This is a genomic window from Streptomyces sp. NPDC089424 (genome assembly GCF_044749345.1).
Lineage (GTDB): Bacteria > Actinomycetota > Actinomycetes > Streptomycetales > Streptomycetaceae > Streptomyces.
In genome coordinates, this window is sequence record NZ_JBIVHU010000014.1 from 1 (window position 1) to 13,138 (window position 13,138).

General features: G+C 68.8%; 20 protein-coding genes. 5 read left to right on the top strand and 15 right to left on the bottom strand.

Annotated elements, in window-relative coordinates; all coding sequences use genetic code 11:
* Window positions 1–94 precede the first annotated feature (94 nt).
* The 13 genes from ACIP2X_RS37625 to ACIP2X_RS37685 all read right to left on the bottom strand — a co-directional run bounded on the left by ACIP2X_RS37625 (window position 95) and on the right by ACIP2X_RS37685 (window position 9,100).
* The gene (locus ACIP2X_RS37625) at window positions 95–244 is read right to left on the bottom strand and encodes a hypothetical protein (RefSeq protein ID WP_401682804.1); all 150 of its coding nucleotides are present in this window, start codon (window positions 242–244) and stop codon (window positions 95–97) included.
* Window positions 245–254: 10 nt separating this feature from the next.
* Window positions 255–389: a hypothetical protein gene (locus ACIP2X_RS37630; RefSeq protein ID WP_401682807.1), complete on the bottom strand. Its 135-nt coding sequence runs from the start codon at window positions 387–389 to the stop codon at window positions 255–257.
* A 42-nt stretch (window positions 390–431) separates the two neighbouring features.
* On the bottom strand, window positions 432–926 hold the full coding sequence (locus ACIP2X_RS37635) for an SLOG family protein (RefSeq protein WP_401682810.1): 495 nt from the start codon (window positions 924–926) through the stop codon (window positions 432–434).
* Window positions 927–937: 11 nt separating this feature from the next.
* Window positions 938–1,720, bottom strand: a complete 783-nt coding sequence (locus ACIP2X_RS37640) for a DciA family protein (protein WP_401682812.1) — start codon at window positions 1,718–1,720, stop codon at window positions 938–940.
* Between the two features lie 2 nt (window positions 1,721–1,722).
* Window positions 1,723–2,208, bottom strand: a complete 486-nt coding sequence (locus ACIP2X_RS37645) for a hypothetical protein (protein ID WP_401682815.1) — start codon at window positions 2,206–2,208, stop codon at window positions 1,723–1,725.
* A 12-nt stretch (window positions 2,209–2,220) separates the two neighbouring features.
* Window positions 2,221–3,516, bottom strand: coding sequence for a transcriptional regulator (locus tag ACIP2X_RS37650; protein ID WP_401682818.1), 1,296 nt, complete (start codon window positions 3,514–3,516; stop codon window positions 2,221–2,223).
* Between the two features lie 1,238 nt (window positions 3,517–4,754).
* Window positions 4,755–5,183 (bottom strand): hypothetical protein, encoded by a 429-nt coding sequence (locus tag ACIP2X_RS37655; RefSeq protein ID WP_401682821.1) that lies wholly within the window; start codon window positions 5,181–5,183, stop codon window positions 4,755–4,757.
* Window positions 5,180–6,088: a WhiB family transcriptional regulator gene (locus tag ACIP2X_RS37660; protein ID WP_401682824.1), complete on the bottom strand. Its 909-nt coding sequence runs from the start codon at window positions 6,086–6,088 to the stop codon at window positions 5,180–5,182. The genes ACIP2X_RS37655 and ACIP2X_RS37660 overlap by 4 nt, the downstream gene beginning before the upstream one ends.
* 355 nt (window positions 6,089–6,443) lie before the next feature.
* Window positions 6,444–6,602, bottom strand: a complete 159-nt coding sequence (locus ACIP2X_RS37665; protein ID WP_401682827.1) for a hypothetical protein — start codon at window positions 6,600–6,602, stop codon at window positions 6,444–6,446.
* A gap of 76 nt (window positions 6,603–6,678) precedes the next feature.
* Entirely contained in the window at window positions 6,679–7,059 is a 381-nt protein-coding gene (locus ACIP2X_RS37670) for a helix-turn-helix domain-containing protein (protein WP_401682830.1), read from the bottom strand.
* Complete coding sequence (locus tag ACIP2X_RS37675) at window positions 7,056–7,469, bottom strand: hypothetical protein (protein ID WP_401682833.1); 414 nt, start codon at window positions 7,467–7,469, stop codon at window positions 7,056–7,058. The genes ACIP2X_RS37670 and ACIP2X_RS37675 overlap by 4 nt, the downstream gene beginning before the upstream one ends.
* Window positions 7,470–7,495: 26 nt before the next feature.
* Window positions 7,496–8,536 (bottom strand): ERF family protein, encoded by a 1,041-nt coding sequence (locus tag ACIP2X_RS37680; RefSeq protein ID WP_401682836.1) that lies wholly within the window; start codon window positions 8,534–8,536, stop codon window positions 7,496–7,498.
* An 84-nt stretch (window positions 8,537–8,620) separates the two neighbouring features.
* Window positions 8,621–9,100 (bottom strand): hypothetical protein, encoded by a 480-nt coding sequence (locus tag ACIP2X_RS37685; protein WP_401682839.1) that lies wholly within the window; start codon window positions 9,098–9,100, stop codon window positions 8,621–8,623.
* 225 nt (window positions 9,101–9,325) lie between these two features.
* On the opposite strand from ACIP2X_RS37685, the gene ACIP2X_RS37690 reads away from it, so the two are divergent.
* The 3 genes from ACIP2X_RS37690 to ACIP2X_RS37700 all read left to right on the top strand — a co-directional run bounded on the left by ACIP2X_RS37690 (window position 9,326) and on the right by ACIP2X_RS37700 (window position 10,515).
* The gene (locus ACIP2X_RS37690) at window positions 9,326–9,772 is read left to right on the top strand and encodes a WYL domain-containing protein (RefSeq protein ID WP_401682842.1); all 447 of its coding nucleotides are present in this window, start codon (window positions 9,326–9,328) and stop codon (window positions 9,770–9,772) included.
* Window positions 9,773–9,781: 9 nt separating this feature from the next.
* Entirely contained in the window at window positions 9,782–10,189 is a 408-nt protein-coding gene (locus ACIP2X_RS37695) for a hypothetical protein (RefSeq protein WP_401682845.1), read from the top strand.
* A gap of 128 nt (window positions 10,190–10,317) precedes the next feature.
* On the top strand, window positions 10,318–10,515 hold the full coding sequence (locus tag ACIP2X_RS37700) for a DUF6011 domain-containing protein (RefSeq protein WP_401682847.1): 198 nt from the start codon (window positions 10,318–10,320) through the stop codon (window positions 10,513–10,515).
* An 8-nt stretch (window positions 10,516–10,523) separates the two neighbouring features.
* On the opposite strand, the gene ACIP2X_RS37705 is transcribed toward ACIP2X_RS37700, so the two are convergent.
* Window positions 10,524–11,276 carry a hypothetical protein gene (locus tag ACIP2X_RS37705; RefSeq protein WP_401682850.1) on the bottom strand — a complete coding sequence of 251 codons (753 nt, stop codon included), beginning with the start codon at window positions 11,274–11,276 and terminating at the stop codon, window positions 10,524–10,526.
* Window positions 11,277–11,545: 269 nt separating this feature from the next.
* Between ACIP2X_RS37705 and ACIP2X_RS37710 the strand changes: the two genes are divergently transcribed.
* Complete coding sequence (locus tag ACIP2X_RS37710) at window positions 11,546–12,403, top strand: hypothetical protein (protein WP_401682852.1); 858 nt, start codon at window positions 11,546–11,548, stop codon at window positions 12,401–12,403.
* A gap of 45 nt (window positions 12,404–12,448) precedes the next feature.
* Here ACIP2X_RS37710 and ACIP2X_RS37715 read toward each other — a convergent pair whose 3' ends face one another.
* Complete coding sequence (locus ACIP2X_RS37715; RefSeq protein WP_401682854.1) at window positions 12,449–12,673, bottom strand: hypothetical protein; 225 nt, start codon at window positions 12,671–12,673, stop codon at window positions 12,449–12,451.
* A 124-nt stretch (window positions 12,674–12,797) separates the two neighbouring features.
* Here ACIP2X_RS37715 and ACIP2X_RS37720 point away from each other — a divergent pair, with 124 nt between their 5' ends.
* A complete protein-coding gene (locus ACIP2X_RS37720; protein ID WP_401682857.1) occupies window positions 12,798–13,136 on the top strand; it encodes a hypothetical protein in 339 nt (112 codons plus the stop codon).
* Window positions 13,137–13,138 lie beyond the last annotated feature (2 nt).

The following is a 13,138-nucleotide window of genomic DNA, read 5'->3' on the forward strand; positions in this document are numbered from 1 at the left end:
TCACGCCGTGATAATCCGGGCCGGGCTGCTGGAGGGGTCCGCGATTATCACGGCGTGATAGTTGGCGGCCGGGCTCACGCGGGGCGGTGGATTATCACGGCGTGATAATCGCGGGCTCGTCGTCGTCTTCGTCGTCGGGTTCGGCGTAGGGCTGGCCGTCCTCGTAGACGGGCTCCACGAACAGGTCGCCGTGCTGGAAGACGGCGCGGGGCTGCGGGAGCTCGGGGGCGGCGGTGGTGGTCATTGGGGGCTCCTCAGGCTGCGGCGAGTGCGGGCTCGGTGGGGTGGAGGGTGTCGGGGTCGATCTGTCCGCGCACCCACTGGTCGAGCCATGTGCGTTCGTCGGCTTCCTCGAGGGCGTGCCAGTTGTCGGTGTGGGGGTGGGGCATGCGCGGCTCCGATCGTGCTCGGTGATCGCGCACCACGGTGCCTCACATTCCGGGGATCGTTCCCTCTTCCCAGTCGGTGATGGTGCGGTCGGGGATGCTGGCGGCGCGGGCGCGGCGGAGGCAGTCGTCGGTGCCGTGCGAGCCGTGGACGGGCTTGTTCGCGCACCGGGGGGCTGTGCACCGGGAGGAGAACGCCAGGAATATGGCCGGGCGTTCGTCGACCATGTCTTGGTTGCGGCGGTGTCCGGCGACGGGGCAGTAGTCGCCGCCGCCTCGACGGCGCCTACGGTGGCCGGGCTGGCAGGTGGGGGCGCAGGAGCCTTCCCAGTCGGCAGGACGCTCGCGTACGAGGATGCCGTTGCGGAGCGCCCACTGGCCGGCGAGGGTGTCGGCTCCTTCAGCGCAGCCCTGCATGAGTTCGATGTCGTCGTAGCCGATCTGCCGGGCGTCGTGGCGTGTGTCGAGGAGGGTGTCCTCGAGGAGTTGGATGTCGGTCCAGCCGCGGGATCCGGTGATGCCTATGAGGGCGAGGAGCATGGCGAGCGTCCTCAGGCCGCGCCGAAGAGGCGGCGGGGTTCGCCGCCGGCCTTCTCTTGTCGGGCGCGGGCGATCGCGGCCTGACGGCTGGCTTCGTTCCGGTCGTCCGCTTCCGCGGTGAGGCGGTTGAGTTCCCATTCGGCGTCGCGGTGCTCGGTCTCTGGCTGCCGGTTGGTGCGGGCGGCGGCTTCCTGCCGGGCGATCGCCTCGAGCATGTACGGGTCGGTGGGCTGCCGTTCGGGGCGGTGCTGGAGGACAGCTTCGAGGGTGGCCCGGTATCCGGGCGAGGCGGACTCCCGCGTCTTCACCGGCGCCTCAGGCTCGGACGCTTCGGGTACGGGCGCGGCCTGGGGGGTGGTGATCCTGCCGACAGGGAGGACGCGGATGGAGCGGACGACGGGCCGGCCCATCTTGTCGTTGATCTGCTTGGCGAGCTGTCCGCCGAGGAGTTGGAGCTGGGTGAAGTAGGCGTGGCTGGCGGGGCGGAGGTCGAGGCGGCCGCGGGTTTCGTCGTAGTGGACGGGCTGGACGTGTTCGGCGTACTGGGGGCAGAGGGTGGGCCATTGGTCGAGGATGCTGCCGCCGGCGAGGCCTGCGTCCATGGGGACGTCGGCGCCGAGTGCGGTGATGGCGGCGGCGAGGTTGACGGGGTCGCGTCCGCTGCCGGTGCGGCGGGTCCGCTTGGTTTTGCTGCGGGCGGGTCCGGTGGACGGGTTTTTTGGGGCGGCGGCGCGGGCGTTTTTGAGGGCGAGCCGGGCGAGGTCCATCCCGGACAGTTGCGGAGTGTCGGTCATGGTCATTCCCTCCACCAGCGCAGGTCGGTGACCTCGGCCTCGAGGTCGGGGTCTTCGGCGTTGAGGTGGACGCTGTACCGAGCGACTGCGTCTGCGGCGTGCTCCCGCTCCGGGGTGGACATCTGCTTGGTCAGGTAGCGCCAGTTGCCGTGGAGCCACACCGAGTGCCAGGCGGCATCGCCGGGCAGCGGATCGTTGCCAGTGATGGCGTCGATGACAGCCAGGGTGTCCCGGGCCTGCTCCACAGCCTGGACACGGACCGAGCCGTCAACGGTCGTCTGGCAGAAGCGGCGAACTTCGGTGAGCGCGGCCTGGGTGCTGACTGCCTCGGCGTGAGTGCGGGCGGTACGGGCGTGGGCCCGTGCCGTCTCGGCTTGCTGCGTGTGGAGGCGGGCTTCCATTTCGGCGCGTTCGGCGTCGGTGCGGTGGGCGTGCTGCTGGGCGAGGCGCAGCAGGGCTTTGGTCTGGGCGAGTTCGTCGCGGGCCATGGCGGGGTCTCCTCAGAAGGCGGGGGCGAGGTTGGTGCGGCGGGCGTTGATGGCTTCGAGGGCGAGGGTCTGGTCGACGAGGCGGCTGGTGTACAGGCGGCGGGTGTCGCGCTCGCCGAGGAGGTCGAGGGAGGCGAGGATCAGGCTGGGGTCGCGCATGGCGTCGGCACGCATCGCGGCGACCTCGGCCCTGCTCAGGTCCTCGAGGACCAGCGGGCCGGCTTCGACCAGCGTGGTGTCAGCGGCGAGACGGCCACTGATCGCGGCGAACGCCTCGTCCATGGCCCGGCGGGCAGCCACACTCCGAGGCCCCTCAGCGAGGTCGGTGAGCGTGGTGTCCTGGTGGCGGTCCTGCTCCTGGCGGCGGGAGTCCTGCCAGTCTTCCACCAGCACGCGGCGCCTTTCGGGGGTGTTGTACAGCAGGTGGCAGGACGCGAGCCGGGAGGCGAGCAGCCCCGACGGGCGGAACGCTCCACGCTCCGGGAGCGGAAGCCGTTCGGCAGCAGCCTGCACCTGGAGAGCGGTCCAGCCGGCGTCGGCGACGTGCCGGACGATCCACGCGATCCGCGGCGCAGAAGCTCGGTTGAGCCAGGGAACGGTCTGGATCAGTTCACGGGCGAGCTGGTAGCGGCGGCCGACCAGGTTCAGGGAGCGCGGGCCACGCTTGGACGACTTCGGGGTGGGGGACTTGCCTTCCCCGCTTGCGAGCTTGCTCTCAGGGGGGGAGTGAGTACCAGCCGCAGAAGAAGTGCCAGAAGTACCACCCTGCATTAGGGTGCAACGCCCTCGACCTGAAACAGGGGTCCGGCGGCGGTTGCGGCGTACCTTCCTGGAGGCCTTCTTCGCGAGCTTCCCCAGAGCCTTCCGGGCCTCCGCGGCGGCGCCGACGGGGCGGCGCGTTGCACCCTCGCCTATGGTGCGGATGCCGTGCTCGGCGTCGAACGAGGCGGGGATGGTCCGCTCGAAGACTGAGGCACGGCCGCCAGCGCCTCGGATGCGGGTGCCCTTGGAGCGGTACACGAGCAGGCCGGTCTCCCGGAGCATCCCGAGGTGGTACTTCACGGTGCGGACGGACACCGTGAGTTTGCGGGCGAGGTAGTCGATGCCGGGCCGGCACTCCTTCAGGCGAGAGATCTCCTCCGCGATGGCGAGGGTGGTGGGCCCCCACTTGGGGCCGTTGGCGCGGGCGGGCGTGTAGTCGCCCTTGGCGGCGCGGTCGGCGATCCAGTGGACGGCCTGCATCCACGAGTGGGCGTTGGTGGCGATGCGGCCGGCCGTGGCGTGCAGCCACTGGCTAGCTGCGGTCACCAGGAGCCGCGCGCCACGACCTTGACCGTCACTGTAATCGGTCAGGTGTTCGGTTTCAGGGGTGGGGGTGTGCGTGTCGGGTGTGGGCTGGGGGTGCGGGGTGTCGCCCGTGCGGGGGGAGATAAGCCGCGAATCGCCCGGCGTGGGATTGCCAAGCTGACAAGACTGGGTGCGCTGAGGCACTATGTACTCGCCTTCACTGAGTGGTTGAGGGCACAAAAGGCCCCGCTTCGGCGGTGCTGGCTTCGGTGAGAAGCAACTCGCCCTCGGGGTGGCACCCGATGGGCCTTAGCTCGGACTAGCAATCCGGGCCGTGGTACGAGGCCGTGAATTCCGGCAGGTGGTTGGCGCCACCAAACGGATCCAGCGGCCAGGCGGTTGAGGACGCTCCCCTTGGCAGGGGGAGCAGGAGACCTCCCGCCCCAGCTACTTGCTATGTCACTTGATCTCCCTCAGTGGGTGGGGTCTGCCCAACGACGAACTGGGGCTCCAGGTAGTCGCACTGGGCTTGATCGAAAGCGGTCTGCCATCCATCGCGGCACCGCTGGCATGTGGGGTCGAACGTGTCCGCGGCGTTGTGGTCGTGAGGCGCGGCACTCATCGGGCACCTCGCCACTGCCAGCAGTCCGGCGTGCAGTCCTCCGGCTCATGCCACGGCGTCGGCTGACCAGACAGAAGCAACACCGGGTCGCGGTGAACGCCTCGGGCCTCCATCTGGGCTACCGCCGGGTCCTGCCAGAAGTGCCCCCCGGCGTGGCCTTCCTCAGCCGTCCATCCGGCCGGGATCTGTTTCACGCACGGATGCCCGGAGTCCGGTGAGGGAATGGGGCACGGCATGGTGCCGTCGGAGACGGCGACAACGCCGTCTCGGGCGGTCATGCGACGGAGTAGGTAGACGGGACAGTGGCCGAAACACTCGACGCCGGTGTGATCTTCACGGCGGAGTCTCGGGTCTCACTGTCTGAACGGGGATAGCCCCGGGTACTCTTTGCCACGTCGGCACCTTCATTCGTGTCGCAACGGTGTGGTGTCGACAGCCCTCGCGTTCCGGCTTCGCAAACCGGGACAGCCACCAAGGTGGCAGCGGGGGCTTCCGACTGTTCGGAGCGAAAGCCACACAGCCTCGCAACTGACTGCACGTCTGACGCAAGGCTCAGCCTACCGGTTGACCATGCCACGTGTCCCTCCCCTTCCCTTACGTGTCGCTCGTCGTACTTGTCACACCACTTGACGAACCGTCACCGCTCCCGCGCCGCCTCACCATCCGCCGGATGCGACCCCCGACCCGCCAACTCCCGCGACCGCGCCACCAACCCACGCATCGCCTCAAAACCAGCCACAGCCAACCGCTCCTGCACCTCCGCCAACTGCGCCCCGAACCGCAGCGGCCTCTCATAGCACTGCGCACCACGCCACCCCACCTCCACACCCCGCAGATAGATCGCCAACACCGCAGCCGGATCCACCCCCGGCCAGAGATCCTTCAACAGCGCCTCAGGCGTAGGGGCCGTCGCCGCCTGCGCACCCGTGAGGATCCCGGCGATGTGCGCCCCAGCCCCCATGTTCCGGCCCGCGAACGTGGCGTCGGCCTGCATCGTCGCGAACGCCGCCGCCTCCTCCGCGTCATCGGACGGGACAGGGTTCGTCTCAGGGATGTGCGTGGTCACGCGGCAGCCTCCAGGCATCGAGCAGTGGGAAACGACAGGACAGGGACGGGGGCGAGGGCGTCGTCCAGTGTCGGGACACGGACGACCGGGACACGCGACGGGGACCGGCGGGAACGACGTGGGCGGACAGAAGGCTCGAGGGCTGCCTCCGTCACCTTCAGCGGCAGCAGCAACTGGTACGGGCGGGCAGGCGCCGAAGTTTTCGTCGGCGGCGGCACCGCCGGCACCGACCCGTCATCCGCCACCACCCGCACCCCATCCAGCAGCCCCCGCCCGGCGGCAGCCTCCAGGAGCTGCGCCCGCGACGCCGTCTTCGGCAACCCCAGCAGCCGCACCAGCGAGGACCGCTGCCAGTTCGCCGTCCGCACATCCATCCGGCAGTCGAAGACACGACCCTCAGCAGCAGACCAGCGACGCAACTCCACCTCCGCCGCGGCCGCCACCTCGAACGGATCCCACACCACGGCCAAAGCCCGCAGCACCGCCCGCTTCTGCGGCGTCTCGAACCGGTTCGCCGGCGCCGCGGGCAGCGCATGCCGCGCCCGGATCAGAGCCCTGCCACGCTCCAACCCCGTCCGGCCACCCCACACACCACGCTCCTCCGCCAGCTTCCCCTCCGGCGTGATGCTGTTCGCGTACGCGTCACACAGCACCATCACCGGACACGACAAGCACACCTCCACCGCGGCCCCTTCACGGGCCCGGCGCTCCCTCTGCGTCTCCGGCGCCCACGCATCCGGCTCGTGATGCGCACCCACATGCAGATCCGGATTCCCCGCCATCCGCTGCGGATTATCCGAGTCCGGAGCACAACCGCGGTACTTGAAATGCGGGTGCTCCACCCACGCCGTACGCGCGGCCTCAACCGACAAGGGCTTCTGCTTGCTGCTGGTGGCGCCGGTCATACCGGACCTCCCTCCGTGCGCGGGTCTATTCGGGTCGAATGAGCAAAGGGCTGGTCGACGGCCTCGCCGCCCCTACAGGGGGCGTGCTCCGCCAAGACCTCGTCGATACGCCGGCGAAAGTCATGGAACTCGAGGACCTGCCGCCGCAGCTCGGCGTTGTCCCGGGTCTCGCAGCCGGCCATTAGCCGCTCCGCGGTCGCCACACGCGACAGTCGGCGGTAGCGGCACTGCATCAGCACGATGGCCGCGGATACGGAAACCGCCGCGGCGAGTGCCGCGGCGGCAGTGAACGTTCGGACGTGCACGGCACTCACCCTTTCTCTGGGAAGGCGGGCGGGGACGGACAAGGGTCGAGTCAGGGACGCGGCGTCTGGTGGCCGCTGTCCGGCTTCCGCTCGGACGTGCGGGCCCGCGCCACATGCGCGTTCAGCCACAGCACCAGCGGCACCACGACCAGGGCGAGCAGGAACAGCAGCGGGAACACGAGCCCCGGGAAACGGCTGGAATCAGGCATGACGAAACCTCCATGCGGCCCACAGGCCAGTAGGAATGAGATAAAGCAGGTGCCCCAGGTCGGGGACTTGAGTAGCTCAGGCAGCGGAGCGGCGGCTGCGGGCGTAGTAGACGGTCTGCCGCGAGCAGCCGACCCGTTCAGCAGTCACCCGTACTGGCAGGCCCCACTGGTCGCACCGGGCGATCGCAGCCCGCCGCTCCACCCACGTCAGGCCCGCGGGCGGGTCTCCAGCGGCAGCCCGTTCGATCGCCGCCTCGTCAGGCTCAGGCTCTGCCCAGGTCCAGTCGTCACCCGCCGCCCGACGCTGGGCGCGAGAACGGTGGACAGTGCGCTGCGAGCAGCCGAGTCGGTCGGCGATTGCACGAGCGGAAAAGCCCTGACCATCCAACTCAGCGATTGCCGCGTGCCGCCCAGCTGGGGTAAGGCTGGCTGGTGCTGTCCCGGGGAGGCGGATCACGCTGCCTCCCCCCGGCTACCGGTGAGCCGGTAACGACGGTCAGCAGCCGCGTTGGCGGCACGGCATGCATCGCAAGGCTGCTCACCGTTCTTCAGATGACGCCGGTACATGCGCGGCTCGCCACACTTCGGCTCAGGCCGCGGTGTGCGCTTACGCGTCTTCGGGTGGGCACCGCCCGGCTTCCACCCGTTCTCCTTCCACCCAGTCACCGTCGACGAGTCGGCCCCGACGCGCCTGCCGATCTCCTTCGTGGCCACACCGCGCCTATCGAGGATCCGTGCCGCGTGGATCTTCTCGGCGACGGTGAGGCTCACAGGCTCAGCGTTCAGGGCGTACTCGATGGCGATGTAGTCCAGGTCGGCCGCCTCATCGAAAGTGTCGACGGTCGACGCGTACAAGCGCTCGCGCATGCCAGCGCCAACCCGGTGTCCATTCATCAGGCGGCACTCCTCTCCGCGTCGCCACCCTGCGCGGCCTGGATCTCGGCGATGCGGTCGTCCAGGACCTTCCGCAACGTAGTCACGACCCCGCGCTTGTCCGTGAACTCCTCGTCCAAGACCCCGTGCTGGGCGCCGTCCTCCCCGATCTGGTTGAAGATCAGCAGGTTGTTGCTGTTCCAGCAGTCGGACACCTGCCGCAGCAGCTTCGCCAGATACTCGCTCGGCGCCCCCGGACCCGCAGCCTCGGCGGCGGCCTCTCCAGAGGACCCGTCGGTGGGCGCGCCGGAACCCGTCTCCGCGACCACCTGAGCAGCCACCGCCGGCGCCTCGGCAGCCTGCCGCGCCTCACGCTCCGCAGCCTCCGCCTTCAGTGCGGTACCGCGGGCCACGATCAGCTCCCCGAGCGTCGTCTCATCGCCGCCCGGCGCATACACCCTGGCGTTCAGCAGACCGTCGGCCTTCGCCTCCGTGTGCATCGCCTGAAGCGCGGTCACGTTGTTCCACACCGCAGGCTTCCGCAGCCGCTGCATGTACCCGTCCGCCGGAGAAGCCTGCCCCTCCGGGTGGTCGCGGTCCCCGTCGTCCAGCGATCCGGCATCCACCGGAATCATGAACGTCTGCATCAAGGCGTACTTCAGGGCCGCGGACATCGCCTTGTTCGACGCCTTGTCCGCGGTGTCGGACGCCTCGCCCAGCGTGGTCGCCGTGACCTTGTCACCCGTGGGACCGTAGAAGTGGAACGCGACCCGCATATGGACGGCGTTCATCTTCCCCCGGACCGAAACCTGGAAGTCCAGGATCTCCGTCATCATGAAGACCCCGTGATCCCGGAGCGGCTGCGCTAGGGCACCGATGAAGTCGTCCACGCCGCGGAACTTGTACTTCTGGTGGTCGTTGAAGCCGTTCTTGCCGACGTCCCTGACGTCGTTCATGACCCGTGCCATCAACTCATAGATGGTCGGCTGGGCCTGGTTTTGGGTGTGCGAGGTCAGGCCCTCCGCCGTCGTGCTGGCGGGGGCCTCAACGGCTAGCGCCATGAGGGTCTCTCCTAAGAAAAGTGCGCGATGTACACGGGGGTCAGGCCAGCCCAGCGTCCAAGCCGGCCCCCACCCACACGCCGATCAGTCGAGCGGGCGCTCCACACCCAGCTCCTCCATCAGCCACTCCACCCCGATCGACGACAGAGTGATCCGATACCCGGCCTCCTCCATCACCTGCGGAATCCGGGCAGACACCCGATCCCGCAACTCCTCCGGGACCGTCACCGTCAACGTCGTCTTCGAATAGCCGGCCGCACCACGGACCTGACGCACCTTCGGCGGCACGAACTCACCGGCCAGGAACGCCTCCCAGCCCTCCACGACCGCAGCCGACAACACGGTGCCCGTGTCCTGCGCCGCAGCCATCAGGGCGTCCTTCAGCCGCTTGTCCATCGTGAACGGCATCGACACGACGTCCGTACCGGACGGCTTCGTGTCCCGCAGCAGCGTCCACCCGCCCGGCGCCAACACGGCTTCCACGTCCATCGCGGCGTCGGGGTGCCCGTCGGTGCGGAGCAGCTCGGCGGCGGTCTTCAGGCGGTCTCGCAGGGGGCGGGCCACTCGGGTTCCTCTCGGCGTGCGCCGTTCGGACCGGGGCCGGCCAGGCGGGCGCGTGGGGGCGTTTGCCACGCCAGTGTCCTCCAATCAGCATTGCCGCGCCATGCCGTACGGGTATGGCGGCCGGAACGGGGTGTCCCGGTGACCACAACAGTACCGGCAAAGGCATTGCATGGCAATGCTTGATTGGCTAGGGTGGAACCACCGCACCAACCAAGGGGGCACCCGATGAAGCACACCAACCGGCAGACCGACCGAAAGACCCTCGCCGACCTGCTTCGCGCCCTCGACAACCGCCGAGCCGTCACCATCACCTACGTGGACAGCAAGGGCGACCTCACGATTCGCACGATCGAAATCCACGAGATCCACGCCAAGACCGGCGACTACGAGATCGTGGCCATGTGCCGCCTGCGCAACGAGCAGATGAAGACCGACCCCACCATCCGCACCGCGCAGCGCGCCTTCGACCTCAGCAAAGTCATCAGCTACACGGTCCACCGGATCGCCTACGTCCTGGAGCGGCCGGCCCCCACCACCTACGAGCGCCCCGACCCGGCCCCGGTCGACGACGTCGACGCCCTCTACATCTACGAGCTGGAACGCGACCCCGACGACGCCGACCACCGGCCCCGCCGCAAGCTGACCGCGTCCGACACCGACCTCGCCGCGTAAGGAACACCGATGACTAACACAACCGACCCGGGCTCGACCTTCGACCAGTTCGAGACCAACGAGCAGCGCCAAACCCGCTGGGAGGACGCAGCCCTGGCCGCCGGCCGGGAGGTGGACCGGAACGCGCTACGCGCCTACATGGTCGTCGCGGACGCCGAGCAGAAGGCACTCGCCGATAACTGGGCCAGCACCGTGGCGTCGTGCGACGCGGAGATCCGCCGCCTGAAGGGTCGCGTCTGGGAGCTGGAGCGCCCGGCCGTTGAGGCGAAGCGCAACGAGATCCGCAGCAGCTACAGCGAGTCGATGGCCATGGCTCGTGAGGACCGCGACTACGAGGGCGCTTTCAACCTCGAATGCCAGCTGCGGGAGCGCGAGGAGCAGTGGGCCCTTGAAGACGCAGCCCGCCCGTCCGTCTGATCATTCGGATACACCGAAGGCCACCGCCCTGTACCGGGGTTGGTGGCCAAGCGTGCTGATCAGGTCAGGCGATTGTAGCCAGCGACCTTGCCAACGTGCCACCGCTTCCTGGGAAGACACTGGAACCCATGGGACAACGACAGCAGCAGACCGCTCTCCCCGAGGTTCCTGCCGGGCCGCGCCGGCGCGTGTGGTGCCGCGGCTGCCGACGGGAGTTGACGGACAGCGTCTCCAGGCTGCGCGGGTACGGGGAGGAATGCGATCCCGACGCCCGCACCGGTTACGACCGGCACGACGTCGAACAGGACCCCATACCCGGCCTGTAGCCCTGGGATCAGTCCTGCTGCGCGACGCCCTCGTCTTCCTTGCCGGTGTACCGGTCAAAGGCCTTCCCCGCGGCGACCATCGCGATGCCGGCCACCGCGCTCAGCTCGATCGCCTTGATCATCACCGCGTCCGCGGTGTCGCTGGTGAACGCCACCGTCATCAGCGTCATCAGGACCGTGATCCCGATGAACATTGTGAACGAGTGCCGGCGAACCTCGATCGGCACGTACTCGACGTCTCCCGCGGTGAAGTCGCGGACCGCGTCTTCCATCTCCGTGACCAGGTCGTCCGGGACGTCGGCGGCGGGCGTCGTCTCGTAGGTCTCCTCCACGACGGCAGCGGCTTCGGCGCGCTGCTGCTCGGTGAGGGTCTGCCAGGACGCCATGTCGCGCAGCAGCCGGGTCAGGCCGCTGGTGTCGACGTCGACGGCGGCCTGGGCGGCGATGCGGGCCGCCGCGAGGTTCTGACGCTGCGCCGCCGTCCACGTGGCCTGCCAGTCCTGCGCCCACCGGCCCAACGCCTGCCGGGCGATGCGCCGGCGTTCCTCCTCCGCCGGGAGCAGCGTCTGACGGACGAACCGTTCCCAGTTCTGCTGGACCTGCGTCATGGGAACGAGGGACCGGCGTATCTGCTCTGCCTGGCCAGCGTTCATCTGGGCGAAAGCCTGCTGGGCGCGTACGAGCGACGGGGTGAAGGCACGGGCGAATGCTTCCCGGGCGCGCTCGTCGTTGTCGTCGGGGTTGTCTGCTGCGGTCGGCATGACGATCACACTGCCACAGCGCAGGCGAGCCGGGGGAACGTCCTGCCGGATCCGTCATAGCGTGTGCTCACGGTCCCGCGCCGGACACGGTCCGACCCCCGGCACCCCAAGATCGAACTGGTTACAAAACTTCAGAGGCCACCACCCTCCAGCCCGCACACGCGCGACCCCGCCCCGCACTTCCCCGCACACCGCAACCACCCCAGCACTTGGGATGAGGTAGCCCGGAAGTTTTGTAACTGATCTTCGGGGCGGGCACACTATGGGGCATGGACGCTGAGGAACTGCTGCACACCTGGCTCGCCGGCTCCGTGCTGCGCCACTCCACCCGCGCCGAATACCTCCGCGAGATCAGCAGCTTCCTCACCTGGTGCACCCGACAGCAGCCCCCCGTCGACGCACTCACCGCCCGCCCCAAAGACATCGCCGCCTGGGCCGCCGACTGCTTCCTCACCCCCTACCTGAACGGCCGGCCCTTCAACGGACCCGACGCCCTCGGCTACCTCGCCGAACAGCACCCCGACGCCGCCCGCTCCCACGACCGCCGCATCTCAGCCCTCACCCAGTACTACGAGGCCGCGTTCGACCGGAAACTCATCACCCTCCCCCCGAACCTGACCGCCCTGCGCTCCGGCGTCCCCCGGCCCCCGGGCGCGAAGAACCGCCTCGACCGCATGGAACGTGCAACACTGTTCGCCGTCATCGGCGGCTGGGGCCCCCACCACGCCAAGCACTACCAACGCGACCGCCTCGCCGTCTGGCTCCTCCTCGAAGGCCTGCGCCCCGCCCAGGTCGTCCGCGTCGACAAACGCCACCTCTACCCCCAGCCCGACGGCACCTGGCAACTGCGTGCCCCCGACGACCACGAGAACGTCGGCAAGCAGTGGGTGCTGGAGCCGCTCACCGGCGCCGCCATCAAGGACTACCTGAAAGTCCGCCCCGAACCCGTCGACCCCGGCGAGTACCGGCTGCTCCTGAACGACATGCGCCGCCCGTTGCAGTCCCGCTGGGTGAACAAGGTCGTCGGGCAGATGGCCGCCACCCACCCCCTCCTCGCCGACCGCACCCCGCCGGTCACCGCGGACACGATCGCCCACACCGGATACTGGGACGTGCCCGCACCTTGAGCGGCTGGCCTGGCCGGGTCTTCATAACATGCCATATCGCGGGAGCTATTTGGGGCGATTGTCCGACTCCTGCTCTGCCGCCTTCATGAGCAACCTGATCTGCTCACGCGTCCATCCAGTGATGCGAGCAACCTCGGCTTGGTCGCCGCGCTTGGGGTCCTGGCGCATGGCGGCTACGGCTTCGGCGCGGAGGTCCGTCCGGGCGGCGTCGAGTGCCGCTTCAGCCTCCCTGTAGCGCTGGGCAGCGAGTTCGAGTTTCGCGGTGTCCATGCGGCACATCATGCCATCGTCTTGGCCAAGTCGCTAGGCCGAATGGCTTGACACTGCCAAGTCACTAGGCCAAACTAGAGGGCATATAGAGGCATAGGGGCAACCTACGGGCAGGGAGTACGCAGTGGAGCACTCGCTCTTCATTGACCAGGCTTTGATCCAGGCGCCGAACTTCCCCCGCTCTCTGGGGTGGTGGCAGCGACGCCTCCCCGTTTGGCTGGACGCGTCGGTCGACGATCAGGGGCGAGTCAAGGTCGAACCGAACGGCTGGTGCCTCGATGGCTCTTTCGAGGATTTGTCCCTATCCGAGCGGCGGCGTGAATTGACGGCCGCCAGGAGCTACCTCTCCCAGCGCCCGCACTTCGCCAGCGCATTGGTCGGATGCGAGGAGGTCGCCGATGCGGTGCAGCCGAAGGTAGTAGACCTCCACCTGCCCGAGCCCAAGCAAACATCGGCCGCATAAGC

What these genes read in the sequence shown, in the direction of transcription:
- ACIP2X_RS37625 (WP_401682804.1), bottom strand. Translation starts at nt 244, where the DNA reads ATGACCACCACCGCCGCCCCCGAGCTCCCGCAGCCCCGCGCCGTCTTC.
- ACIP2X_RS37630 (WP_401682807.1), bottom strand. Translation starts at nt 389, where the DNA reads ATGCCCCACCCCCACACCGACAACTGGCACGCCCTCGAGGAAGCCGAC.
- ACIP2X_RS37635 (WP_401682810.1), bottom strand. Translation starts at nt 926, where the DNA reads ATGCTCCTCGCCCTCATAGGCATCACCGGATCCCGCGGCTGGACCGAC.
- ACIP2X_RS37640 (WP_401682812.1), bottom strand. Translation starts at nt 1,720, where the DNA reads ATGACCGACACTCCGCAACTGTCCGGGATGGACCTCGCCCGGCTCGCC.
- ACIP2X_RS37645 (WP_401682815.1), bottom strand. Translation starts at nt 2,208, where the DNA reads ATGGCCCGCGACGAACTCGCCCAGACCAAAGCCCTGCTGCGCCTCGCC.
- ACIP2X_RS37660 (WP_401682824.1), bottom strand. Translation starts at nt 6,088, where the DNA reads ATGACCGGCGCCACCAGCAGCAAGCAGAAGCCCTTGTCGGTTGAGGCC.
- ACIP2X_RS37665 (WP_401682827.1), bottom strand. Translation starts at nt 6,602, where the DNA reads ATGCCTGATTCCAGCCGTTTCCCGGGGCTCGTGTTCCCGCTGCTGTTC.
- ACIP2X_RS37675 (WP_401682833.1), bottom strand. Translation starts at nt 7,469, where the DNA reads ATGCGCGAGCGCTTGTACGCGTCGACCGTCGACACTTTCGATGAGGCG.
- ACIP2X_RS37680 (WP_401682836.1), bottom strand. Translation starts at nt 8,536, where the DNA reads ATGGCGCTAGCCGTTGAGGCCCCCGCCAGCACGACGGCGGAGGGCCTG.
- ACIP2X_RS37690 (WP_401682842.1), top strand. Translation starts at nt 9,326, where the DNA reads ATGAAGCACACCAACCGGCAGACCGACCGAAAGACCCTCGCCGACCTG.
- ACIP2X_RS37695 (WP_401682845.1), top strand. Translation starts at nt 9,782, where the DNA reads ATGACTAACACAACCGACCCGGGCTCGACCTTCGACCAGTTCGAGACC.
- ACIP2X_RS37700 (WP_401682847.1), top strand. Translation starts at nt 10,318, where the DNA reads ATGGGACAACGACAGCAGCAGACCGCTCTCCCCGAGGTTCCTGCCGGG.
- ACIP2X_RS37705 (WP_401682850.1), bottom strand. Translation starts at nt 11,276, where the DNA reads ATGCCGACCGCAGCAGACAACCCCGACGACAACGACGAGCGCGCCCGG.
- ACIP2X_RS37710 (WP_401682852.1), top strand. Translation starts at nt 11,546, where the DNA reads ATGGACGCTGAGGAACTGCTGCACACCTGGCTCGCCGGCTCCGTGCTG.
- ACIP2X_RS37715 (WP_401682854.1), bottom strand. Translation starts at nt 12,673, where the DNA reads ATGGACACCGCGAAACTCGAACTCGCTGCCCAGCGCTACAGGGAGGCT.